The organism is Sphingobacterium sp. ML3W, from assembly GCF_029542085.1.
Lineage (GTDB): Bacteria > Bacteroidota > Bacteroidia > Sphingobacteriales > Sphingobacteriaceae > Sphingobacterium.
Genome location: NZ_CP107036.1, coordinates 57,384 through 83,221, shown reverse-complemented (window position 1 = coordinate 83,221; position 25,838 = coordinate 57,384). Strand labels below are relative to the sequence as shown.

At 39.2% G+C, this 25,838-nt stretch carries 16 protein-coding genes; 8 read left to right on the top strand and 8 right to left on the bottom strand.

All coding sequences use genetic code 11. The annotated features are described in order from the left end of the window. The first annotated feature begins 4 nt into the window (after positions 1-4). Positions 5-1,462, top strand: coding sequence for a SusD/RagB family nutrient-binding outer membrane lipoprotein (locus OGI71_RS00405; RefSeq protein ID WP_282253361.1), 1,458 nt, complete (start codon positions 5-7; stop codon positions 1,460-1,462). A gap of 167 nt (positions 1,463-1,629) precedes the next feature. Here OGI71_RS00405 and OGI71_RS00400 read toward each other — a convergent pair whose 3' ends face one another. The 6 genes from OGI71_RS00400 to alaS form a co-directional block, all read right to left on the bottom strand. Continuing rightward, a complete protein-coding gene (locus OGI71_RS00400) occupies positions 1,630-3,048 on the bottom strand; it encodes a M14 family zinc carboxypeptidase (RefSeq protein ID WP_282253360.1) in 1,419 nt (472 codons plus the stop codon). A gap of 1 nt (position 3,049) precedes the next feature. Next, complete coding sequence (locus OGI71_RS00395) at positions 3,050-4,105, bottom strand: LD-carboxypeptidase (RefSeq protein ID WP_282253359.1); 1,056 nt, start codon at positions 4,103-4,105, stop codon at positions 3,050-3,052. An 11-nt stretch (positions 4,106-4,116) separates the two neighbouring features. Beyond that, a complete protein-coding gene (locus OGI71_RS00390) occupies positions 4,117-5,454 on the bottom strand; it encodes a dihydroorotase (RefSeq protein ID WP_282253358.1) in 1,338 nt (445 codons plus the stop codon). A gap of 370 nt (positions 5,455-5,824) precedes the next feature. After that, positions 5,825-6,520, bottom strand: a complete 696-nt coding sequence (locus OGI71_RS00385; protein ID WP_120259941.1) for a response regulator transcription factor — start codon at positions 6,518-6,520, stop codon at positions 5,825-5,827. 102 nt (positions 6,521-6,622) lie between these two features. Beyond that, a complete protein-coding gene (locus tag OGI71_RS00380; protein WP_282253357.1) occupies positions 6,623-7,720 on the bottom strand; it encodes a TlpA disulfide reductase family protein in 1,098 nt (365 codons plus the stop codon). Between the two features lie 188 nt (positions 7,721-7,908). Further along, entirely contained in the window at positions 7,909-10,524 is a 2,616-nt protein-coding gene (gene alaS, locus OGI71_RS00375) for an alanine--tRNA ligase (RefSeq protein WP_282253356.1), read from the bottom strand. A 463-nt stretch (positions 10,525-10,987) separates the two neighbouring features. On the opposite strand from alaS, the gene OGI71_RS00370 reads away from it, so the two are divergent. From OGI71_RS00370 to OGI71_RS00345, 6 genes are all read left to right on the top strand, one after another. Continuing rightward, positions 10,988-11,836, top strand: coding sequence for a universal stress protein (locus OGI71_RS00370; protein ID WP_282253355.1), 849 nt, complete (start codon positions 10,988-10,990; stop codon positions 11,834-11,836). 14 nt (positions 11,837-11,850) lie between these two features. Further along, positions 11,851-12,693, top strand: a complete 843-nt coding sequence (locus OGI71_RS00365; RefSeq protein WP_282253354.1) for a universal stress protein — start codon at positions 11,851-11,853, stop codon at positions 12,691-12,693. A 90-nt stretch (positions 12,694-12,783) separates the two neighbouring features. Next, on the top strand, positions 12,784-14,121 hold the full coding sequence (locus tag OGI71_RS00360) for an OmpA family protein (protein WP_282253353.1): 1,338 nt from the start codon (positions 12,784-12,786) through the stop codon (positions 14,119-14,121). Positions 14,122-14,265: 144 nt separating this feature from the next. Next, entirely contained in the window at positions 14,266-15,597 is a 1,332-nt protein-coding gene (locus OGI71_RS00355) for an OmpA family protein (protein WP_282253352.1), read from the top strand. Between the two features lie 686 nt (positions 15,598-16,283). Continuing rightward, positions 16,284-18,152, top strand: a complete 1,869-nt coding sequence (locus tag OGI71_RS00350; protein WP_282253351.1) for a DEAD/DEAH box helicase — start codon at positions 16,284-16,286, stop codon at positions 18,150-18,152. Positions 18,153-18,361: 209 nt separating this feature from the next. Continuing rightward, on the top strand, positions 18,362-20,125 hold the full coding sequence (locus OGI71_RS00345; RefSeq protein WP_282253350.1) for a long-chain fatty acid--CoA ligase: 1,764 nt from the start codon (positions 18,362-18,364) through the stop codon (positions 20,123-20,125). 222 nt (positions 20,126-20,347) lie between these two features. Here the strand turns inward: OGI71_RS00345 and rlmB are convergent, their stop codons facing one another. Then, on the bottom strand, positions 20,348-21,139 hold the full coding sequence (gene rlmB / locus OGI71_RS00340) for a 23S rRNA (guanosine(2251)-2'-O)-methyltransferase RlmB (RefSeq protein ID WP_282256111.1): 792 nt from the start codon (positions 21,137-21,139) through the stop codon (positions 20,348-20,350). 76 nt (positions 21,140-21,215) lie between these two features. Next, positions 21,216-23,072 carry a DNA polymerase III subunit gamma/tau gene (locus tag OGI71_RS00335; protein WP_282253349.1) on the bottom strand — a complete coding sequence of 619 codons (1,857 nt, stop codon included), beginning with the start codon at positions 23,070-23,072 and terminating at the stop codon, positions 21,216-21,218. Between the two features lie 1,461 nt (positions 23,073-24,533). Between OGI71_RS00335 and OGI71_RS00330 the strand changes: the two genes are divergently transcribed. Further along, positions 24,534-25,733, top strand: a complete 1,200-nt coding sequence (locus OGI71_RS00330) for a hypothetical protein (protein WP_282253348.1) — start codon at positions 24,534-24,536, stop codon at positions 25,731-25,733. Positions 25,734-25,838 lie beyond the last annotated feature (105 nt).

Below are 25,838 nucleotides of genomic sequence, written 5' to 3'. Positions count from 1 at the left end.
AATCATGAAACAGTTATCATTATTAAAATATGCCCTCGTTTTTGCTATTATAACGACGACGGTATCGTGCAGTAAAAAATTTGACGATTCATATGATATAGACCCGAATAATCCTTCCACTGCAACAGGCATGCAATTATTAGCCAATGCAGAGTTCTTTCTATCAGGGACGAGTGCCAATACGGCTAATCAGATGGGGGTACATTACCCTCAATATTTATCGTTAACGACATATACAGACAACTCTAGGTATATATCAACCAATTTAAATTTTGAAAGTTGGTATAAGGGCCCGTTAAAAAATATTCAGGAAGTAAAGGATAAAGCTAAAAATGGAACATTAAGTGAATCAGAGGGTAGTGCGGCTAACCAAATTGCGCTAGCTAATATTCTGGAGTCTTATTTTATGTTGCATATGACCGATCGTTGGGGAGATTTACCTTATAGCGATGCGCTGAAGGGAAGTCAGAATCGCCTTCCTAAATATGATACGCAGAAAGAAATCTACACAAGCCTGTTCAAACAGCTAAAGGAGGCAAGTTCCACCCTAGATCCCAATGCTACATTAAAAAATGAGATCATCTTCAATGGCAACATGAGCAAATGGAAGAAAGTCGGTAATACGATTCGCCTTCTTATGGCACTCCGTTTGTCCAAAGTGGATGCCACTTGGGGTAAACAGGAATTTGCCAGTGCTTTAGCAGACGGTGTCATGACCTCTAATGCGGACAATTTTGCCTATCCACATTTAGCGGAAAAGGATCATGAAAATTTCTGGTATAATTCGTTCACGCGTCTCGAACGTCAGTGGTTCGCACTGAGTAAGCCTCTAGTAGATTATATGAAACCTAAAAATGATCCGCGTTTACCGATCTATGGTGACAAGAATCAAGCAGGGGAATATGTTGGTTTAGAATATGGAAAAGCGGCTGGAAATTCTGGTGATATTCCGGGAATATCATTGTTGGGGGCCAAGCTTAGACAACAAAATTCTCCAGTCAACTTAGTGACTTACCCCCAAGTATTGTTTGCAATGGCTGAGGCCGCGAAATTAGGATGGATAAATGGTGGTGATGCTGTTGCAGAAACCAACTACAAAAATGCGATCAGAGAGTCTATTAATTCATGGACAGCTAATGCGACTTCTGCTTCCACCATAGATGCATATATTACCCAACCCTCGGTAGCATATACGGCTGCTACGGCTATACAGCAGATTGCCGAGCAACGTTGGATCCATCTTTTCTTAAATGGTTATGAGGCTTGGTCAGAATGGAGAAGAACGGGTTTCCCTGTTTTAATGGCACCTGCAGGAGCCAATGGAAATCTGATTCCACGTAGAGAAGGCTACCCTACCCAGGAAGCATCAAATAATACAGTGAACTATAATACTGCTGTTGCAGCTTTCCCATACGGTGGTGCCGACGGACTTAATGCAAGAGTATGGTGGGATAAGCCATAGCATGATTTATTCCACGTAACGGAAAATATATTCTAATACAAATGCCTCAAAAATTAAATACTTTTTGGGGCATTTGTATTTAATCAACGCTATTATATTACGATCTCCCCTATCAGTCAGCTTGGTTGATAAAACTCAAATTACCTTAATAAAAGCAAAAAGAGCACTTAAGAAGTGGAACTGAAAATATTGTTTTTACATTTTTGCACAGGTAGATTAGTCATCAGATTCAATAAGTAGCCGTTGATCACAGCATACTTAATATCCTGGTTAGTGCCAATAAAAAAGTTGGCTCGCGAACCCAGTAAAAGCATATCCTCCAATAAAAGCTGTTTATCAACGCTGATATTTATTGGATAACTATGTAATTTTCCCATTGATTCATCACTGTCAATATGAATAGCTCCTATTCCCTGTTTCAACAAATCACCTATCATTGCTAAAGTTAATTCCGCTAGTGAAAATATCCGATCTGTATACAATTTTGCGGGAATAAATTGGAGTCCTTCAACATCAAGATCGGTATATCCATAAAAGTCCCGCAGATCGCCTATATCTTCGATCACTCCCTCTACAAAGTAGTCATTTACTACGGTTTTTTCATTTTGCCGAATGGCTACATCCACGAGCATCTTCTTACCATTTTTTTCGATAGATAGGTTCCGGATCAAAACATCATGAAGCTTTTCATCATTAAAAGGAATCACGTTGTAATCAGCAATATCATGTTCCGAGTAAGATCCCGAAGCGATTTCCAGAAAGGCCTGTAATAGCGCAATGAAATTATATTTCCGAACCTCCAGCTTCTCAGGATCACCGGCATAGGCTCCTGATTCAATCAGAATAGTGCTGGCACCCCATTTTTGAAAATTGTCTCCAAAACCACGCGGGGTATGCTCGTCGTCATATTTGGCCACTGCATTTGGGATAAATTCCTGTAATATCTTATTGATTCCCACAATTACCCGCATGGCATCTGCCCTGACCGTATTAACACTTCTCGCATAGTCGTATGCTGGAGCCAACAAGGAAATTGTCACCGGGGTCGCGGTACCAGGTATATTGTAATAATTATTCTGATTATGGAGATTAAAAGCAAAATCGGGTTTTAATAACATCGCCTGTGCTTTCAACAGAGCGCCTTCCACAGTTGCAACAGCACGCGCATCACGATTCATGTCCACATCCATTGCCGTTCTCCGCTGATAACGCTCCGCGCCGTCAGGGTTCAACATCGGAATAAAATATAAAGTCAGTTTCTCCGCGATCTCCTTTCGAAAAGTATCAAAGCCATCCTCCTCCCCTTTAAAAAAATTAAACAGATCAAATAGCGCCATTGTTGCCGTAGGCTCATCGCCATGCATCTGCGACCACAACAGTACTTTTATCGGCCCTTGCCCATATTTCAATCTAAAAATTGAACGATCCTCTACTGATCTTCCAATCTCCTCTACTGTAAGTTCATTATGGATTTTATTATTCTCCAATAATGGCAAAATATCCCGATGTTTAAATCGTCTATGCTGCAAAGCCTTTTCTTTATATAAAGAAAAGGCTTTGATAAAATCGTCTTTCACTAAATTCATATTAATCTTTTAGGGCTGGCTCAAGTAAGGTAATCGTTCCTTGTGACGCATCCATTCTCACCTTTGCACCTACGGGAAGGATAAATTGCTCCGCAATATGCCCAATGATAGCTCCGCTATAAGCAGGCACGTTTAAGGGCTTAATATAATCATTGAATAGCTGATCCAATGTCACAGAGCCATAGCCTCCCGATGGTTTACAATTAGTACATTTCCCAAAAACAAAACCTTTAATCCCTGCCAATATCCCTGCATTTTTCAACTGGCAAAACATCCGATCGACGCGTTCCATATCTTCATCGACCTCCTCAATAAAAAGTACCTTATCTTTAAAATCTGGTAAATAAGGAGTTCCACATAAGCCCGTCAATACGGTCATATTTCCACCCAACAATACCCCCTCCACAACACCTGGGAAGATTGTAGCTATCCGATCTTTAGTCTGTACAATATTATCCCCCCTCAATTTGGGATTTTCAAATACCGCAGGCTTATTGGCAACAAATTGTGCATTAAAGGCCTCGGCCAGCTTCTTTGTCCATGTGCTTATACCAACCGCGCCATGGAAAGTAACAAGTCCAGTTTTCGCGTACAGAGCAAGAATTAAAGCCGTTATATCTGAATAACCCAACAAAATTTTAGGATTTTGAGCAATCATCTTATAATCAAGTTGGTCTAAGAGCCGGGAAGTTCCCGAACCTCCCCTGACACAAACCATTGCTTTGACAGCCTTATCAGCAAACATATCATGTATATCAGCAATACGTTCCTGATCTGTCCCTGCCAAATTACCGTAACGGCTACGGATATGTTTTCCCTCCTTCACTTTAAAACCCAATGTTTCAAAGATCTCGCGTGCGATAATGATCGATTCCTCATCGTCCAAAACACCTGCTGGAGTTATCAACCCTATAGTATCCCCTGGGTATAGCTTCTTTGCCAACAAAGTAGCCGCTCCTGCAAGCTCCGCTGCGACTTCTGTAGCGCGCCCAGCTCCCAATATCGGAATGGCGAATGTGCCCAAAGCAATTGATTTTATAAAAGCCCTTTTTTCCATATTATGACAACTTATCTGTTGAACAACAAACGCTCACCAGCACCTTTCTCAATAATTTGTCCCTGAGAAAATGCGACTTTACCAGATACAATGGTATGTTCAATGGTTGAACTAAATGTGTGTCCTTCAAATGGTGACCAACCACATTTAGAAAGGATATTTTCTTTTGAAACGGTATATTTTTTATTTAGATCCACGAGTACCAGATCCGCCCAATAGCCTTCACGGATATAGCCACGATCTTCAATCTGAAATAGTGTAGCTGTATTATGTGCTGACTTTTGAACCAATTGTTCCAAGGTCATTTTACCTGCTTTGACCATATCCAATAATGCTTGTAAAGCATGTTGAACCAAAGGACCACCGCTAGGAGCCGATGCATATGGCTGTGTTTTTTCCTCGATTGTATGTGGGGCATGATCTGTCGCTATCACATCAATATGTCCATCCAATACAGCTTTAAGAATATGGTCACGGTCATTGGCCGTTTTTACCGCCGGATTCCACTTGATAAAATTCCCCTTTGTTAGGTAATCTTGATCAGAAAACCAAAGGTGATGGATACAAGCTTCGGCAGTGATTTTCTTATCCTTTAATGGGATATCATTCCGGAATAGTTCAATCTCTCTTGCTGTTGATATATGTAAAATATGTAATCTTGTATCATGCTTTTTTGCCAATTCCACAGCCTTAGATGAAGATAAGTAACAAGCTTCAGCAGATCGGATCAATGGATGCATTTCAATCTTCAATCCCTCTTCACCATATTGCTCCTTGAATCTCGCCAGATTGGCTTTGATTGTTGCTTCGTCCTCACAGTGTGTAGCGATCAATGTAGGAGCGTTGGCAAAGATACCTTCCAAAGCTTTTTCATTATCCACCAACATATTCCCTGTGGATGATCCCATAAATACCTTTATACCACAGACATCACGTGGATTGGTTTTCAGTACTTCTTCTAAGTTATCGTTGGCCGCTCCCATAAAGAACGAGTAATTGGCTAATGCATTCTTTCCTGCAATATCATATTTATCCTGGAGCAATTCCTGCGTCAGGGTATTGGGAACTGTATTTGGCATCTCCATAAAGGAGGTTGTCCCACCTGCCACCGCAGCACGGCTTTCATGCCATATATCCGCTTTATAAGTTAACCCCGGTTCTCTAAAATGAACCTGGTCATCAATTAATCCCGGAAACAGATGTAGTCCCTCAGCATTGATTTCCTGATCCGCAGGATGATTTATCTCCTGTGCGATCATTTCGATTCGACCATTACTGATATATACATCAGCAGTCTCAACTTTACCTTCGTTAACAAGTTGCGCAGATTTTATAAGAATAGATGACATGTTGATCTTTTTACGTTGCTATCTTTCAAAAGTAAAGATTTGTTACCGTGATATCAAGTTATCCGGTCAAAGAGTTACCCCATATAGAAGACAAAAAAATAGTTTGATCTTATCCTTATGCACGTTCGAATGATCGTGCACCAACTTTTATTCAACGAGGGAAAAATCCAGGCTGGAAATAAAACCTTTATGCTTTCAAAGCACCAACAGTTCTAAAAATCGAATGAAGGTTCGTTATGGCCGGTAAACCCGGCACAGCGAACTCATTGATACCTTAATAAAAAACACGAATCATTAAAAAACAGGTTTTTTATAAATAAAAAAGTCGGAAGATTTTTCTTCCGACCAAGACAGGCCTAAGCCTCTTTTTTTATTCTTTATCAAATTTGTAACCTACTCCTTTTACTGTAGTGACGTAATCGTCGCCTATTTTTTCACGGAGCTTACGGATATGCACATCGATTGTCCGATTGGTAACAACCACCGAGTCTTCCCAAATACTTTTTAAAATCTGCTCTCTTGTGAAAACTTTATTTGGTTTGGAAGCTAACAAGTAAAGCAATTCAAACTCTTTCTTGGCAAGCACAATCTTTTGCTCTCCTTTGTAAACTAAGAAAGAATCTCTATCAATAACCAGATCAGCTATCTCAATTTTATCCTGTGCGTTTGAATCAGACTCCTCCGATGCGTTTCTTCTTAAGATCGCATTAATACGACTCATCAGTGCTCGAGGCTTAATTGGCTTGGCGATATAATCATCCGCTCCAACATGAAATCCGGCAATTTCTGAATATTCTTCGCTTCTGGCTGTCAAAAACACCATAAAGGTACTTTTGAATTCAGGCATAGCGCGCATGATGCGACAAGCTTCAATACCGTCCATCCTAGGCATCATCACATCCAAGATGATCAGATCGGGGTTTACTTGCTTGGCAACTTGTATTGCCTCTTCCCCATTTTGCGCTGTAGAGACCTGATAACCTTCACGATTTAAGTTGAATGCAATTAAATCCAAGATATCTTTTTCGTCATCAACAATTAAAATCTTTTGTTTCGAAGAACTCATTTGTCTTATTTTTCTGCTAAAATATGAACAAAATGATAACAATCGATTAATCTAATGTTACCAAATTATTAAGTAATATTTCAATTAACAATAACACATTGATTACTTAATTGTTTTCTTCAAAAAACCAGCAAGCTCTTCACCACGCAGATTCTTTGCTATGATAATACCATTTGGATCGAGGATATAAGAGGTAGGCAATGCTTTGACACGGTAATCTATTACGACCGGTGAGCTCCAAGCCTTTAAATCAGACACATGTGTCCAAGTCAGTTTGTCATCTGCAATAGCACGCATCCATGAACCAGGGTTATCATCAAATGAAACAGACAGGATATCGAAACCTTTGGTGTGATAAACATTATATAACTTGACAAGATTTGGATTTTCCTGGCGACATGGCATACACCAAGAAGCCCAAAAGTCAACCAAAGTGTATTTTCCTTTAAAACTAGACAACTTCACCTCTTTATTGGAAGGCGTAAATGACGTCAACTCCGGAGCAGGCTGACCAATAGCCATTTTCTTCAGCTTTTGGGTTTCCTCCTTAAACTGAGTCACATATCTATTTTCCGTAAATTCATTTTTAATTCTATCTGCATAAGCAATAATTTCTGCCTCCGCTACCTCAGGATCCAACGTGGAGATGGCATAAAATCCAGCCAGATCATTATGCTTAGTGGAAAAATCGACAGCCTTGCTGGTATAGTCACGAAGTTCATTTGCAAATTTGGCTTTATATTCTGCACGAAGTTTTTCTATTTCGTCAGCAGTTGAATTTGCTGTTAATTTGGAAAAGACACCCTGTAGAGAATCTTGCATGTAATCGCGATGGTTCCGTTCCTTAGCAAACGGCTGGATCGTTTTCGACAATTCAGACCCTTCAACGAGATAATCATTAACATCCTTATGCAAATCTGCTTTAAATGAAATTGTCTCACCTGGGGAAGCAATCAGGTCATAGCGATTTTTACCGACACGCAGCGACAACAATCTCGATTGACTAGCCTGACGCACAAACTGAAATTTGTTATTGTCACCAAAAAACATAGAATCTAGCTTGGTATCACCCTCATACAAGGAGACAACTTTTATATTACCAGGATTTTCTATATTTCCTTTGATGGTAAACTGCTCTTTATTCTGGCAACCCAACATCAATCCAACCACACCAACTACTAAAAAAATTGCCTTTTTCATCCGTATATTGTTTTGTGAGCGCCATAGGTCCATCTGTAAATAAATGTCATTGCACTCGGTTTCCTTTTAAATTGAAGAAACTATCCTATTTATTACTCCCCCTGTGATTATTCAGGCATAATTTGCTCTTCAGCAGAATTAGTGAACTCGTTACACTCGGTTTGAATAAATAGGAAGTTTCATATAATTTAACTCAAAAATTCCTTCGCCCGTTCAATGGCTGTTTTTAATCCTGCAGAATTTTTACCTCCCGCTGTCGCAAAGAAAGGTTGTCCCCCGCCACCACCTTGGATATCCTTTGCCAGATCACGAACAATGTTACTCGCATTTAAACCTTTTTCTTTTGCTAAATCATCCGAAATTACGACTGTCAAACTTGGCTTTCCATCGAATTCCGCTCCAATAACCAAAAATAAATTATTGACAGCTCCCTTTACTGCATAAGCTAAGGTTTTAACCGCTTCTGCATTCGGCAGATCCACCAACGTCGACAAGAAGTTGATATCGCCGACCTGTTCGATCTTTGCTTCCAGCTCCGATTTCAATGCTAAAGATTTTTCAGTAATGCTTTTTTCAATTTCTTTTTTCAGCGCTCCATTTTCGTCAATGATCTTACCCAAAGCAGACACAAAGTCCTTTGGACTATTCATCAGTTCTTTTAGATGCTGTACCAATTCAAAATGCTCACGAATTACCGCCGCTGAGCGAGTTCCTGTAATCGCCTCAATACGACGCACTCCTGCCGCAACAGCTGACTCAGAAACAATCTTAAAGAATCCGATCTGGCCCGTAGCTTTCACATGTGTACCACCGCATAGCTCTTTGGAGAATTGATCTTCAAAAGTAATCACACGTACAAAGTCACCATATTTCTCACCAAACAGGGCGGTTACACCTGAATCCAAAGCCTGCTGATAAGGTATATTCCGTTCTTCTTTCAACGGGATATTTTCACGAATTTTGGCATTCACGATATCCTCTACCTGTTTGATCTCATCCTCACTCATCTTTGCAAAATGAGAAATATCAAAACGTAGTATATCAGCATTGACCAATGAACCTTTTTGATTTACGTGCGTACCTAATACCTGTTTTAGTGCAGCATGCAATAAGTGAGTTGCAGAGTGATTGTTTTCGGTATCCAGTCGTTTGGTAGCGTCAACCTGCGCAATAAAGGTACTGCTCAGATCCAAAGGCAATTTATTGGTAAAATGAACGAAAATTCCATTTTCCTTTTTCGTATCCGTAATGTATATCTTTTCACCTGTTTCTTCTGAGACAAGTTCACCAGAATCTCCAACCTGCCCGCCCCCTTCGGCATAAAACGGACTGACGGAAAGAACCAATTGATACTGCTCTTTATTTTTTGCAACAACTTTACGGTATTTTACGATTTCTGTTTTTGCGGTCAAGGTATCATAACCAACAAATTCAAAACCCTCATCATCATTGACAAGAATCCAGTCTCCGGTGTCAATTGCTGTTGCCGCACGAGAGCGATCTTTTTGAACCTGAAGCGCCTGTTTGAAGCCCTCCATGTCAACAGACAATCCTTTCTCTCGCGCTAACAATTCTGTTAAATCGATTGGAAAGCCGTATGTATCGTATAGTTCAAATGCAAAATCACCATTAATAACGCTATGATCTTCCACGTAATTTTCAAAACGCTGTACCCCAGTGGACAAAGTTCTTAAAAACGAAACTTCTTCCTCTAAGATTACTTTCTGAACAAAATCCTGTTGTTGGATCAATTCATCGAATACGCCACTGAATTGTGCCGCCAAAACTGGAACAAGCTCATGAATAAATGGTGTTTTGAATCCTAAAAATGTATAAGCATAACGCACCGCACGACGTAAAATGCGGCGGATTACGTATCCAGCTTTATTATTAGAGGGTAATTGTCCATCTGCTATCGCAAAACTTACCGCACGGATATGATCAGATACTACACGCATCGCAATGTCAGTTTTCTCATCTAAACCATATTTTATCCCCGATTTCTCTGCAATAAAATCAATAGTTGGCGTAAAGACATCTGTATCATAATTTGAGGTTTTACCCTGAATACATCTGACAAGACGCTCAAAGCCCATACCTGTATCGACATGTTTAGCTGGTAAAGATTGGAGAGATCCGTCCTTCAAGCGATTGAATTGCATGAAGACCAAGTTCCAAATTTCAATCACCTGTGGATGATCAGCATTAACTAAGCTTTGTCCTGCTACCTGCGCACGTTCTTCTGCACTACGCATATCAAAATGGATTTCAGAACAAGGTCCACAAGGACCAGTCTCTCCCATTTCCCAGAAATTATCCTTTTTATTGCCAAGCAAGATACGATCTTCAGCTATCCATTGTTTCCAAAAATCAAACGCTTCCATATCCCGGTCCAAACCTTCACTCGCGTCGCCCTCAAAAATAGTTACGTATAAACGATCTTTGTCAAGTTTATAAACTTCGGTCAATAGTTCCCAAGCCCAAGCAATAGCTTCCTTTTTAAAGTAATCCCCAAAGCTCCAGTTTCCCAACATTTCAAATAAGGTGTGGTGGTAAGTATCAATACCAACTTCCTCTAAATCGTTATGCTTACCCGAAACACGCAGGCACCGCTGCGTATCAGCTACACGTGGAAATTTAATCGACGCTTCCCCCAAGAATAAATCCTTGAACTGGTTCATCCCTGCATTGGTAAACATCAATGTAGGATCATTTTTTACAACTACTGGTGCTGAAGGTACTATCTGATGCCCCTTACTTTTAAAAAAGTCTAAAAAGGCTTGACGAATTTCTCTACTTGTCATTTAATTATCTAAAAATATGTGCAAACTTACTCAAAATTGGTCTGTTATGCAATGTAGAATACGAGATAATAACCATGACACAATGATTTTAATAACGCTCAGTTTTCATAGTCAACTGACTTTTCAAACAAAAAAATCAGGACATAAGATTCAGATAGACAGGATTGTCCTATTTTCAGGATGACCGCAATCACAAATATGCATTAAATGCAACATTTTAAAAGCATTAAATGTTAGCCACCTTTGTACGATCAGGATCATATTTAATACGTTAAACAATAAAAACATTTTGACTGATAGCCATTCACAATTGCATTTGTTTTATTACATTTGATAGGGATAGAGGGCTCTAAAAAATTAAGAAAAATTAAATCTGATGGCTTCATCACAACTAAACAAACAAACCGAGTGAAACGAGCTCATTTATACCGATGAGAACAACACTTATAAATAATTTAAACAGATGAAAAAAAACATTCTACTACCGGTAGATTTTTCGGCTCATTCTAACAATGCGGTAAATTATGCTGTGGACCTAGCCATTCAAAAAGGCTACAGTATCCACCTTTATCACAATTATACCTCTGCTTCTGCTGTATTTGAGGAAGAAACTGATTCCATTGGAAAGCGAAGCCCCATATTTAAAGCTGATATCCTTATTAAGAATCTTTCAGATCAGATAAAATCGACACATGCTACCCTTGAAGTGACTACCCAGTGCGAACGTGGCATGATCACGGAAACTCTCCCTGAAATGGGCACACCTGATCGTTTTGACTTTGTCATCATGGGCACAAAAGGTATTACCAATGATGATAGCCAACTTATTGGCAGCACCACTTACGTCATTAGCAAAAAAGCAAAAATACCTGTTCTGGCTATTCCGACAGAAGCATCATTCGAACAGGTTGATAAGGTTGGTTTATTGTCCAATTTCAAAGAAGAAGAAGTACAGACGGTCCAAGATTTCGTCAATATAATGGGTAAGGATTTTGAATTAAAGTTGATGCATGTTCATTATGATCATTCTTCGGAAAACCGGATAGAAGATAAATTGGAAGTATGGAAGTATAAAATCAAAAAATATATTGGCGTGACCAACATAGCCATTGAAGTCGACTCAATACAAGGCGACATTGAGGATCTAGACACTGTCCCTGAAGTTATCAATGAAATGATCCATACTGAAAAAATCAAGATATTACTCGTAACACGTTCAAGAAAATCCTTTTTTGAACGTACTTTCACCAGATCAGTGGCAAAAGCATTATTTAGCCACCCTTTAGTTCCAATATTTTTTACCAAAGCATAATTAAGTATATCGCTATGTCTAAATTATTAATACCTGTAGATTTTTCCGAAAATGCGGAAGTCGCAGCAAACTATGCAGCCCAGATTGCTCAGGAAACACATGATGAAATCACACTTTTCCACTCCTTCACTTCACATATCAACAAATTCGCAAATGCGAAGCATTTAGTAGACCCTACCGAAGAGGACACTCGTCGTAAGATGGAGAAACTTGTCGCTGAACTTCTACAAAAATATCCTTCGTTAAAAATTTCAACCTTATTTTCGAATGGAATTTTAGCCGAATCATTGGAAAAACAGGAGATAAAAGAGAACTACCAAACAGTGATTATGGGTACAAAGGGGGTCACAGGACTTGAATCTGTACTGATCGGAAGCAATACTTATGACGTCATTAAAGAGTCAAAAATCCCTGTATTAGCGATTCCAAAAAATGCCGTAAAATTAAAAAAAGACAACATCGCGCTGCTGACAAATTTTAAACCAGGTGAATTGGAAGTCCTCAAACAAGCGATCCCATTATATGGAAAGGATTTTCATTTACAACTTATCCATATCAACAAAAACGAACTAGAAATCAATATCTTAGGATCAAAACTTGAAAAATGGATTGAACAGATTATAGCAGAGACTGGTATTGAAGACATCTCCTACATCGTCAAAGCACCGAGCTATTTTGCAGGCTCACGGGAGAACATTGCCAATGGTATACATACGATTATTAGAGATGAAGATATTGATGTGATTTTGATTACAAAAAGTAGGAAAACTTTTTTTCAAAACATTTTTACTGAGAATATTGTTAAGCACATGGCTTTTGAAATTGAGGTGCCAAATTTTTTCGGCCGAGTAAGCTGACCAAATAATTTTTGGCAAATTTATTGTAAGAGTAGTCAATGAGTTAATTTAACAAGAATTTTATAGTAGAAAATTTTACAAAAACACATTATGAAAATTAGCCTTAAAAAATCAGGATTACTAGTAGCGGCAGGTATCATCTCAACCGCGTCCTTTGCCCAAAGCGCAAAACAGTCATCAATTGAAGGCACTACCCCATTTGGTCCGGCAACACAGTATAGGACTTGGTCTATCGGTGTAGGCGCCGGTGTTACAAGCTTGCAGAACATTGCTAAATTCAATAATGGAGGTTATGATAAATTGGACTGGAACTTAGGTTACAGTGCCTATATCAAAAAACAAATTTCACCTTCGTTCGGAATCAAGGCAACTTACTTTGGTGGAAAGACCTCAGGATACGAAGCCAGTGATAAACAAACAGGGTTTGAAACAAAAACACCATGGTCAGTTGCATTATCTGGAGAGTTTATCGCAGCCAATACAAACTGGAGATTTTTCAATAGTTTCATTAAACCTTACGCCTCAATTGGTGTGGGTGTAATGAATGCGGAGACAGCAGCAATTGCTGGAGGAAACAAAGGCGAATATGGCGATTCATATTCCAAGATCTTTGTACCGGCAGACTTCGGTTTGAAATTTGCAGTTGCCAAAGGCATTAACTTTGAATTGGGCTACCAATTGAACTGGGCAAATCAACGATTTGACAATAAAGTTGGACCAACTCAACAATATAAGAATGACTTATTCACCTATGCTCACGCAGGTCTAGAGTTCGCTTTGGGTAGTGGTAGCAAACCTGCATTGAGCAATTCAAATCCGGTAGCTACGCTTGTAAATGATTACACCGTAAAATATGATGATTTAAAAGCTCAAAATGATGCTCTTAATGCAAAAAATCAAGCTTTACAAGGTCAATTGGATGGAATTAGCAATGACCTGAAAGATGATGACGGGGACGGTGTTGCAAACAAATACGACAAATGCCCAGGCACACCTTCCGGTGTACAGGTAGATGGATCAGGTTGTCCAATTGTTGTTAAAAACGAAACTAGAGTTGTAGAGAAAGTTGTTGTTACGGAAGCAGACAGAAAAGTTGTTGCTGATGCGATTAAAAACTTAGAATTCGATCTAGGTAAAGCAACCATCCGCCCTACTTCATATGCAACATTAAACAAAGTTGCAGCATTGTTGATCGAGAAAAACTTTAGCTTGAAATTAGCTGGTCACACCGATAATACAGGTTCACGCGAATTGAACATGCGTTTATCCAAAGAGCGTGCTGAATCAGTGAAAGCTTACTTGGTATCTCAAGGCGCTAACGCATCCCGTATCGAAGCGACAGGCTATGGCCCTGACCAACCAATTGCATCCAATAAAAATGCTGCTGGTCGTCAACAAAACCGTCGCGTAGAGTTTACACTTTATTAATAGCTAATAAATTACACATAATAAAATGGTATTTTTCAGTAAAATACCATTTTATTTACCCTTTTGTCATATTTAAACTACAAACCGATTAGGAATTTAATTTTTAACCTATTACTTTTGCCTCGGTTTATACAAACAAATTCTATGAAACTAAATTTACAATTAGCATTTGCTTTCGCAACTGCAGGCTTATTCGCCAATTCCGCTTTTGCTCAAACTGCAAAGGTAGCATCGATAGAAGGAACTACTCCTTTTGGTTCTGCTACGCAATACAGAACTTGGTCTATCGGTATCGGTGCAGGTGTAACAAACCAAACTAACATCGCAGGTTTCAACCGTGCAGGATACGAAGATTTAGCTTGGAACTTAGGTTACAGTGCTTATATCAAAAAGCAAATCTCTCCTTCATTTGGTATTAAAGCAAGTTATTTCGGTGGTAAAACTGGTGGTGCATTTTTAGCTAAAACTGCAGATCAATCATTCGAAGCAAAAACACCTTGGTCAGCGGCTTTATCTGGAGAATTCCAGGCAGCGAATACCAACTGGAGATTTTTCAATAGCTTTATCAAACCTTATGCATCAATCGGTGTGGGTGTGATGAACAGCAAAACAACCTTAACTACGGGCTCTACATCAGTAGAAGCGGATGGTATCTCTAAAATCTATGTACCGTTAGATATGGGTCTCAAATTTGCCGTAGCGAAGGGTATCAACTTCGAATTAGGCTATCAGTTGAACTGGGTTAACCAAAACTTTGACGGTATTCAGGGTGGCCAATACAAGAATGACCTATTCACTTATATCCATGGTGGTCTAGAATTTGCTTTAGGAAGCGGTAGCAAACCAGCATTGAACAACTCAAATCCGGTAGCGACATTAGTCAATGACTACACTGTAAAATACGATGATTTAAAAGCTCAAAATGATGCTCTTAATGCAAAAAATCAAGCTTTACAAAGTCAATTGGATGGTTTGAACAGTGATTTGAAAGATGATGATGGTGATGGTGTAGCGAACAAATACGACAAATGTCCAGGCACACCTTCTGGTGTACAGGTAGATGGATCAGGTTGTCCTATTCTTGTTAAAAACGAAACTAAAATCGTAGAAAAAGTTGTTGTTACAGAAGCAGACAAAAAAGTTGTTGCTGATGCGATCAAAAACCTAGAATTCGATTTGAGCAAAGCAACTATCCGTCCTACTTCATATGCAACATTAAATAAAGTTGCGGCATTGTTGATCGAGAAGAACTTTAGCTTGAAATTAGCTGGTCACACAGATAACACAGGTTCACGTGAATTGAACATGCGTTTATCAAAAGAACGTGCTGAGTCAGTGAAAGCTTATTTAGTATCTCAAGGCGCTAACGCTTCACGTATCGAAGCTACAGGTTACGGTCCTGACCAACCAATTGCATCCAATAAGAATGCTGCTGGTCGTCAACAAAACCGTCGTGTAGAGTTCACACTTTATTAATCGATAATATTCGATATATACAAACCAAAAGGCATTACTTAAGAGTGATGCCTTTTTTTGTGGAACTACATAAGCTTACTTAATCGCATCAGCCCGATGCTTAGCCAAAATAATCTTCAACACGGCTGCCGCGAAGGGGAGTCAAAGTTATCCTTTATACGATTTACACAAACGTAGCAGCAACGTTGTTCCATATTCGGATTCCGACAATAGCGAGAGCATATTGAATACATATCAAGTCAACCTTTTAATACGACATTACCCTGAAAACAAGCTAGCCACACAGCGCTTGACAACAGGAAAATAGTGTCTATTTGTACCCTAAAGGTATCAAAAAGGCGCTTAACACAACTCAACCCCTCCCCACTGATGCGAGAAAAATCCGCTATATTACAAATTTGACAAGAAGAAGGCGCTCTGCTATGATCAAAAAATAATAAAACGAGTTTATTTTTAAAATTTCAACAACGAATAGATGTATACTTCATAAAATTTCTTTTTGGCACCCGCATTTGATGAAAGCATAGTTCCCCCTTTGAAGTATAATACGAATAAATTTATAGCCCTATCAATGGCACATATTCCGATTCGGCTAAAAATCAATTATTTAAATTCTTTGATTATTCAAATATTATCCTTACCTTTGCAACGCCTTAGGCAATAGTGCCTATTGTATAAAATATTTCATGAACCCATTTTTAGAACTGGGAATCCGTGAGGAAGTTGTTAATGCCATCTCAGAATTAGGTTTCGAAAAACCTTCTGAAATTCAGGAAAAAGCCATTCCTGTTTTATTGACTGGTAACGACGATTTTGTCGGATTAGCCCAAACTGGCACAGGAAAGACCGCGGCATTTGGTCTTCCATTATTAGAGCAATTAGACTTTTCTCAAAAACACCCACAGGCATTAATCCTTTGCCCTACCCGGGAATTATGTTTACAAATCTCAAAAGATTTAGAAAAATTTGCTAAATACGTTGACAACGTACATGTTGTTGCTGTATATGGAGGTGCAAATATCTCAGACCAGCTACGTCAAATCAGACGTGGAGTGCAAATTGTAGTAGCGACCCCAGGTCGTATGTTGGATATCATTGGCAGAAATGCAATTGATTTTTCAAATGTTAAGTATGTTGTATTAGATGAAGCAGATGAGATGCTCAATATGGGCTTCAAAGAAGACATCAACAACATTTTGTCAGAAACTCCTGACGAGAAAAAAACTTGGTTATTTTCGGCGACAATGCCTTCCGAGGTACGTCGTATCGCAAAGAATTATATGACCGATCCTGTTGAGCTTACTGTAGGTACAAAAAATACCGGTAACGCCAACATTGAACACCATTATTATTTGATCAAAGCAAAAGATAAATATGCTGCGTTCAAACGTATTGTGGATTCAAACCCTGATATCTTTGGTATCGTATTTTGTCGTACAAAAATCGAAACACAGGATATCGCCGAAGCGTTGATCAAAGATGGTTACAATGCAGACTCGCTGCACGGTGACTTGTCCCAACAACAACGCGACAAAGTAATGAAACGTTACCGTGACCGTAGTTTACAATTATTGATCGCAACAGACGTAGCAGCTCGTGGTATTGATGTAAGTGATGTAACTCACGTGATCAACTTCTCTTTACCTGATGAAACAGAAAACTATACACACCGTTCTGGCCGTACAGCCCGTGCAGGTAAAACTGGTATCTCTCTTTCTTTGGTAAATGTAAAGGAGCTCAGCAAAATCCGTCATCTTGAAAAGATCATCGGTAAAGCTTTTGAGAAAAAACAAGTTCCTCAAGGTGCTGAAGTTTGCGAAAAACAATTGTTCTCTATCGTTAAGAAGATTGAAAACGTAGAAGTAAATGATGAGCAGATCAGTCCATTCTTGCCTGCAATTATGGAAAACTTGGAATCTCTTTCAAAAGAAGATATCATCAAAAGATTTGCTTCTCTTGAATTCAACCGTTTCTTGGACTATTATAAAAACGCTCCTGATTTAAATATCGAAGCCCGCGAAGGTTCTCGTGAAGATCGTGGCGATAGACGTGATGGTCGTTCTCGCGAAGGTTCAAAAGGTTATACGCGTTTGTTCATGAACTTAGGTTCAGTAGATGAGTTCTCTCGTGGAGACATGTTAGGCTTTATCTGTAACAATGCAAACATCTCAGGAAAATCTATCGGCAAAATTGACTTAAAAGGTGTCTTTACATTCTTTGAAGTTCAAGATGCTGAAGTAGAGAAAGTATTCCAAGGTTTCCAAGGTGTGGATTACAACGGTCGTCAAGTACGTATCGAAGTATCCGGAGAAGCAAAAAGCGAAGGCCGTGGTGGTGATCGTGGAAGAAGCCGTGGTGGTGACCGTGGCGGAAGACGCGAAGGCGGATACCGTGGTGGTGATCGCGGCGGAAGACGTGAAGGCGGATATGGTGGCGGTGACCGTGGCGGAAGACGTGAAGGCGGATTCAGCAGCGAAAAACGCGACCGTGGTAGCAATAGCGGAGGTTTCCGTGATTTCTCAGGTAAACGTAAAGAATCTAAAAGCAAATACTAGATTTAGTATTTAGATAAGCGTATAAAGACTCTGATTTGGAAAGCCCCGGCTTTGCAGATCAGAGTCTTTTTCATTTATAATTTCCCGACGGATTCACAACCAGTTAGCCCTCTCCTCTTCCGCTTAATAAGCGATATTCCATTTCCCATCTGCTTTAATCTCCTCAAAAATCCGTAAATTAGCTCAATTATACGAACGGGATTTCCATCATGCTAACAGCAACACGATTATTTGATTTAGCCTACCTGCAACAAGAAACTGCGCCCGGCTTTCCTATGTTTTCCTACAAAAACGGAACAAATTGGGTAGCGGTAAGTAATACAGAATTTATCGAACAAGTCAATCAGGTATCCAAAGGTCTGATTACACTAGGTGTTCAAGCAGGAGAAAAAGTTGCTTTAATCAGTGAAAACCGTATCGAATGGAATATTCTTGATTTTGCAATCCAGCAGATCGGCGCTGTTGTTGTCGCGATTTATCCGAATATTTCTGAATCAGACTACAGGTATATATTCAACCATGCTGAGATCAGAAATTGTATCGTAAGTTCCATAAAATTATACACTAAGATCACTTCGATCAAAGACTCATGTCCGCTCTTAGAGCATATTTTCACCTTAGATAAAGAAGAGCATATACCACATTGGCAGCGTTTCGTAGCTGCTGGTGCTTCTGTCACTGATGAGCAGGTTCAGGGACTTCGAAATGCCGTCAATACCGATAGCCTGGCTTCAATCATTTATACATCGGGGACAACCGGAAATCCAAAGGGAGTTATGCTAGCCCACCGAAATCTATTGGCCGATACCATGAGCAGTGAATACTCCTTCCCTGTCGAACGCGGAGACCGTGCACTTTCCTTTCTACCCGTTTGCCATGCCTACGAACGTGTATTCCAATATGTCTATATGTATAAAGGCTTAACAATCTTTTTTGCCCAGTCGATGGATACCATTGGAGAAGATTTCAAATCAGTCCGACCACATATCTTTTCAGCCGTGCCCCGTGTACTTGAAAAAGTATATGAAAAAATTATTGCAACCGGTGAAAAGCTGACCGGATTCAAACGCAAGATATTCTTTTGGTCTCTTCGTGTTGGTGAACAATACACATTGGAAAACCGCTCTTGGTGGTATGATGTTAAATTAAGTATCGCACGAAAACTCGTCTTTTCTAAATGGCGGGAGGCCATGGGTAGCGACATCAAAGGGATTGCATCGGGCAGTGCAGCTTTACAAGAAAGATTAATCCGATTGTATATGGCTGCCGGAATACCTATTTATGAAGGTTACGGTCTGACCGAAGCAGGCCCTTGTATTGCCGTAAACTGCTTTAAAAGAGGGATGAAAATCGGTACAGTAGGTCTACCATTGATCAATATTGAAATCAAACTTGCCGATGATGGAGAGATTCTCACCAAAGGTGAAAACAATATGATTGGTTATTATAAAAATGACGAAGCCACTGCGGAGGTGCTCAAAGATGGTTGGTTATATACTGGAGATATTGGTCAATGGGTTGACGGCAAGTTTCTTAAAATAATAGACCGCAAGAAAGAGATGTTCAAGACTTCTGGTGGGAAATATATTGTCCCCCAACAGCTTGAGTCCAAGATCGTAGAATCTTCTTTTATTGAGCAGGTGATGGTAATTGGTGAGTCGCAAAAATTCCCTGCGGCTCTTATTGTTCCAAGCTATGTCAATCTGTTGGAATGGAGCAAGAACTCCTTCCCTTCGTTGGCAAATCTTCCGAAAATAGAATTCCTGAACAGTGCTGAAATCAAACAACAGATTGAATCCGAACTCAATCGCATCAATCAAAATTTTGGTAACTGGGAACAGATCAAGAAATTTGCGATTATTCCGAACGAAATGACAATAGAGACGGGAGAGCTAACCCCAACCTTAAAGATGAAGCGGAAAATCATTCTTCAGAAGTATGAAAAAGAGGTTGAGGCGATTTACAATACTTAGTTAAATAAATAGACAAATCTATTTATCAGGGACAAACAATAAAGCATGTAAGATGTCGGGATCTGGATCAGGCTTTCGCCTGCAGGTTTAAATAAAGATCGGTATAAAACTAAACCAAGCCCTCCTACTTAAATATTAAAGTAAAAATCAAATAAGACCGATAAAAAAAAATAGCCTTTGTCAGAGACAAAAGCTATGTTATATCGTAGATTTTTTTTACGCTTACGACTTCTTCGGCAGACGTTGACGAATTGCCTCATAGATCACTACCGCAGCCGATACAGACACGTTAAGGGAGCCTATTTCGCCATACATTGGTATCTTGGCAAGATTATCTGCAATACGAATTAAATCATTTGACACGCCGACATCTTCAGCACCCATGATGACACAAGTAGGTACAGTATAATCCACGTCATAGATGCTTGATGTTGTTTTTTCCGTACTAACAACCAGTTGCACACCTGAATCTATCAGAAATTTACCCACTTTTGATAGGCTGTCATGACGGCAGACCGGAATTTTATACAGTGCTCCAGCTGATGTCTTAATTGCATCCGGATTTATTTCAGCAGATCCTTTTTTAGGCACGATGATCGCATGCACACCTGAACATTCTGCGGTACGTGCAATAGCCCCCATATTACGGACGTCAGTCACCCCGTCTAACATCAAAAGTAGAGGAGTTTCACCCTTCTCATAGATCTGAGGTAAGAGATCTTCAATATTTTGATAAGTAATTGGTGATATAACCGCGATAACACCCTGATGATTTTTCCGTGTAATACGGTTCAGTTTCTCAATAGGTACCTGCTGAAAAGCAATATCATGTTCTTTCAATAAGGATTTCAATTCCAGAATCAGACTACCGTTTAATCCGCGTTGTACAAATAACGATTCAATTTCTTTACCACTATCGATCGCTTCGATGACGGCACGGATACCGAATACCATCTGATTTACTTCACGTCTTTCGCCGTGATCGCGATCACGTCTCTGAAAATTTCCTTGCATCATAAAACTAAATATTACCTTCCAAATAGAAGAGATTGCAAAGGTACAAAAATTTGATAGGAATTAGAATGGAGATTTAGCTTAAACCTAAGTTAAACTCCTTACGCAAAGTATCTAAAAGCGGATTTTTGGTTACCATTGCCTGATACTTTTCCTGCGAAGTGTACGGTTTGCGGGAAACCGTGAATTCCATCATAACACCTTGCAGATCAAGCGCAAAATTTTGCAGCTTTACCCGAAGATAATTCAACACATCCACTTTCGCACTCTGCAATACATCCATCTGCACACCATTCTCGACATCAATCTCGATCAATGTACCCTTCAAGCGAGGTTGCGTCGTCGTCATCATCGTATAGAGATTGATTTTATTTTCTGTCTTCAACCGCTCAGCATAAGCGTTCCAGATGGTTATAAATTGATTAAAGCTTACCTCACGCTGTTCGGTACCTCTTATTAATTCAGGCTCATCACCTTCTTTGGCAACCGAGTTGTTGTCATAAATGGTGTTCAAATCCGGTAATGATGGAATAATCGCTGAAGCAGAGGATCCCCATCCCCCCTTTTTAACTTTTGGCGGCACGTTTGAAACGACATCATTTTTCACCTCAGGTTTGGCAGCCGAAGCCTGGGGATTGGAAACTGTTGTTTGTGGATTGGGTATAGGAGCTGGTGTCGATACAGTCGATGCGGGTATCGCATTTTGCACTGTATTTCCAGAAGATGCTGCCGCAGAAGGACTTTCCTTCACCTGCGAAACTACAGACTCAGGGAGTTTTTTTTTTACTCCTTCAGCAGCTGAAGGAACCTGTATAGAACCGAGCTGGCTTAACTTAATGGCACTTGCGATGTGACACATTTTCAACAAAGCAAGTTCTACCTGTAAACGTTGGTTTTTACTTGTTTTGTAGTTTATTTCACACTGGTTTGAGATATTCAATGCGGACAATAAAAATCCCGAAGAAGCTTTTTGCGCTTGCTGTAAATATTTTTGTCGTATGCTATCGCTAACTTCCAATAGTTTTAACGTCGCGGGCTCTCGGGCCACCAGCAGGTTACGGAAATGAGCTGACAAACCAGCAATGAAATGACTTCCATCGAAGCCATGATTCAAAATCTCATTAAATGTCAAAAGCGTTTGCGCAGCATCTTCAGCCAAGATCGAATCCGTTAGCTTAAAATAATAATCATAATCCAGAATATTCAGGTTGTCAATAACAGCCTGATAGGTTACATTTTTATTTGAGAAACTGACAATCTGATCAAACATAGACAAGGCATCCCGAAGACCACCATCTGCCTTTTGCGCAATGATATGTAAACCATCTTGGTCATAAGCGATCGCTTCACGATCAGCGATTCTCGCCAGATGACCTGCCATGTCCTCCACCTTTATACGGTTGAAATCAAAGATCTGACAACGTGAAAGGATTGTCGGCAAAATCTTATGTTTCTCCGTTGTTGCTAGGATAAAAATCGCATAAGAAGGTGGTTCTTCCAAAGTCTTCAAGAATGCATTGAAAGCGGCCTGTGAGAGCATGTGCACCTCATCGATGATATAGATCTTGTACTTTCCTGCCTGAGGTGGTATACGGACCTGATCAATGAGATTACGGATATCATCTACAGAGTTATTAGATGCGGCATCGAGTTCATGAATACTGAACGAATTACCGTTTTGAAAGGATTTACAGCTGTCACATTCGCCACAGGGCTCAGTTCCGGGTAAGATCTGTTCGCAATTTATTGTTTTGGCCAAAATACGGGCGCAAGTAGTTTTACCAACACCCCGTGGCCCACAGAATAAAAATGCCTGCGCCAACTGATTGTTGTGAATTGCATTTTTTAAGGTGCCTGTAATGTGTTGCTGACCTACAACCGAATCAAAGGTAATCGGGCGGTATTTACGTGCAGAAACAATAAAATTATCCATTGCACGAAGATACGGATTTTAAAAAAGAAAATGGAGAAACTAAAACCTAAAAATCAAAAGTCAGTAATTAATAATCCGCCAAATAGCTTGGAGGATTATTATATAATTGAGGTAGAACATCTTTAATCGAAGTGTCTTGAACCCCAAAGTTATCTTGCTTGTAATGTTTTCTAAACTCAGCTAATCCATAATCTTTCAAAAGTCTCATACTTCTTATAACATAAGAAATGAGACAAAATAAACTCAGCTATCCAATAATTATTTTAACAAATATTTAATATAAATCGTTATATCACTAAAGCCAAATTTATGAAGCACTTAACATTATTTTACGCTTTTTTATTTAGTACATTTTTATTTGTAGGCTGTAAAAAAGAAGACAACTATGAGGAGCTTACTCGTCTAGCAGATGATAAAACCTGCTCCCAAAACTGCAGACCTTTTTTGGTGGTGTTTCCTGCAAAGATCCAAGTAAATGGCACATCGCTACCTTTTGTAAAGACTGTGCATTTATCTCCATATTGTTTACCGACAAAGAAAACTTTATTGAGTTTGGAAATTTGGTAGAACAATATAATCATTTGGACAAGGCCAAAAGAATACTGGACAAAAGCTTAAATTGCAATACGACAAATGATAAACCAGCTATCATCTTTTAGCAATAGCCTGCCTTCATTCCAAGTTTCACCTACTATTTTCCTACTGTTGGCCTACATTTGGCCTACTTGAGTAGGAGAATAGTAGGAAAACAATAGGTCGGCGATACAACAACGTTCGAATAAGATCAGGAAAAATAGCAAAGAACATAGGAAGTTAGTGCGATTGGCGTTATCTAAAATTGTTCATTCTATTTTCGGAACTCATTCGAAACTGCCGCGCCTCTTATTCGCCGATCACCTTACTTTTCTCCACTCATCCCCTACTCTTTCCCTACTGATTATGTAAGCAATAAGTGGAGAATGAGTAGAGAATCTATATGGGCATTCCGAAGATGGTACGGACGAGAGGTGAAGAAATACTGAATAAAAAACGAAGAAAATAAAAGAAAACTACCAAAAGTAGGCCCCGTAAGACCAAAGCTCTTTAACCGGAACAGCAGGTGTTGGTGCGGCGTTGAGCAGGTAACAGCCTGAATCGTAAGGATTTTCAGCGCAAGTGCTGTTTCCAAGTGACTTGGATATTCTAATAAAATACAACCAATTCTTAGTTACATTACAAATGCAATCATTTGTATTCAAATACAAAAAATATATTCTTTAAAAAGAACGCAGAAAGTAATTTCCATTTGTTCAATGGACACATTGTCAAAAAATGATAATTACATTGGTTTTTACCTTTGGAACCACTTTTTTGTAAAATCTCCAACCATTGTAATCCAAAAAACATTTTTCCTAAATCCTTGGAAAAAGCCCCTATAATTGTTAAATTTATATTACATTGATGTTATCAAATTGTTAATAATTGAATATCAAAGGATGCCATATTGCTTTTTTGACCATTTTATGTTGGTTTACTTGCAGTCTACAAGTTGCTAGGGCGCAGCATCATGATTTCGATTTTTACGATGGAAAAGTTTCAATTAACGTATCCTCATCTTTCAATATTCCATTCAATGATAGTTTAACAGGAGCTCACGTACAGGAGTTCTACCAAACTGCCGATCAGGCAGAATACCATGATCTAGTAAATAGTTTACTGGAATACAAAGATAAACAACACCTCAACGACTGGGTATATTATCAGCTTGTGCGTCGTACAGCACAACAGATCGCGCCAAAAGCAGACAACTATGCACGATACACGCTATACAAATGGTTTCTAATGTGCAAATCCGGATACGATGCACGTTTGGCAGTAGGAAATAATCAGATTGTCTTTTTTATTCAGAACAATGAGGATATTTCTGATATTCCGTTTTTTGAAATTGATGGTAAGAAATATACCTGCTTAAATTTCCATGATTATGGAAAACTATTTCAACGAGCAGACACCTATATCCCTGTAAAGATTAAAGTGCCGGAAGCAACCAACGATTTCAGCTATAAAATTACAAAGCTACCCGATTTCGTACCTGCAAACTACATTGAAAAACAAATTGCATTCAATGATGGTCATAAGGCTTATCATTTTAATGTCAAGCTAAATAATGATATAAGCGACCTTTTCAAAAATTATCCGGGAGTAGATTTCGAGACCTATTTCAATATTCCATTAAGTAAGGAAACATATCAATCATTGGTTCCTGCCCTCAAAGAAAATTTAAAAGAGAAAAACGAAAAAGAAGGTGTAGATTATTTAATGCGTTTTACCCGCTATGCCTTTTTGTATGAGAATGATGAAGATAATTTTGGCACAGAAAAACGACTATCCCCAGAACAGACATTATTAAATAAATACAGCGACTGTGATGATCGTGTAGCACTATTCTTCTACCTAGTTAAAGAGATTTACAATCTCCCGATGATCACGCTTTTATACCCCACACATATCACTATGGCCGTTCAATTCGAACAGCCTATTGGTGATGCCATACTATATAACGGAAAATACTATTCGGTATGTGAGCCTACTCCCCAAGCGCAAAGTTTGGCTATAGGTCAATTATCTGATGAACTTAAAAAACAATCTTATCAGATTGTGTATCATTATGAACCAAGGTAAAATACTGTTCCGAAAGCTGCCGGCAATTTAATTGTAGCAGAAACCAATAATAGTAAGTTCTTCGATTGTTATTTAAGGCTTGTAAAACAAACTACTAAGCGTTCT

Bases quoted from the DNA above. Each gene is read 5' to 3' on its own strand.
- OGI71_RS00405 (WP_282253361.1), top strand. From the start codon at position 5: ATGAAACAGTTATCATTATTAAAATATGCCCTCGTTTTTGCTATTATA.
- OGI71_RS00400 (WP_282253360.1), bottom strand. From the start codon at position 3,048: ATGAATTTAGTGAAAGACGATTTTATCAAAGCCTTTTCTTTATATAAA.
- OGI71_RS00395 (WP_282253359.1), bottom strand. From the start codon at position 4,105: ATGGAAAAAAGGGCTTTTATAAAATCAATTGCTTTGGGCACATTCGCC.
- OGI71_RS00390 (WP_282253358.1), bottom strand. From the start codon at position 5,454: ATGTCATCTATTCTTATAAAATCTGCGCAACTTGTTAACGAAGGTAAA.
- OGI71_RS00385 (WP_120259941.1), bottom strand. From the start codon at position 6,520: ATGAGTTCTTCGAAACAAAAGATTTTAATTGTTGATGACGAAAAAGAT.
- OGI71_RS00380 (WP_282253357.1), bottom strand. From the start codon at position 7,720: ATGAAAAAGGCAATTTTTTTAGTAGTTGGTGTGGTTGGATTGATGTTG.
- alaS (WP_282253356.1), bottom strand. From the start codon at position 10,524: ATGACAAGTAGAGAAATTCGTCAAGCCTTTTTAGACTTTTTTAAAAGT.
- OGI71_RS00370 (WP_282253355.1), top strand. From the start codon at position 10,988: ATGAAAAAAAACATTCTACTACCGGTAGATTTTTCGGCTCATTCTAAC.
- OGI71_RS00365 (WP_282253354.1), top strand. From the start codon at position 11,851: ATGTCTAAATTATTAATACCTGTAGATTTTTCCGAAAATGCGGAAGTC.
- OGI71_RS00360 (WP_282253353.1), top strand. From the start codon at position 12,784: ATGAAAATTAGCCTTAAAAAATCAGGATTACTAGTAGCGGCAGGTATC.
- OGI71_RS00355 (WP_282253352.1), top strand. From the start codon at position 14,266: ATGAAACTAAATTTACAATTAGCATTTGCTTTCGCAACTGCAGGCTTA.
- OGI71_RS00350 (WP_282253351.1), top strand. From the start codon at position 16,284: ATGAACCCATTTTTAGAACTGGGAATCCGTGAGGAAGTTGTTAATGCC.
- OGI71_RS00345 (WP_282253350.1), top strand. From the start codon at position 18,362: ATGCTAACAGCAACACGATTATTTGATTTAGCCTACCTGCAACAAGAA.
- rlmB (WP_282256111.1), bottom strand. From the start codon at position 21,139: ATGCAAGGAAATTTTCAGAGACGTGATCGCGATCACGGCGAAAGACGT.
- OGI71_RS00335 (WP_282253349.1), bottom strand. From the start codon at position 23,072: ATGGATAATTTTATTGTTTCTGCACGTAAATACCGCCCGATTACCTTT.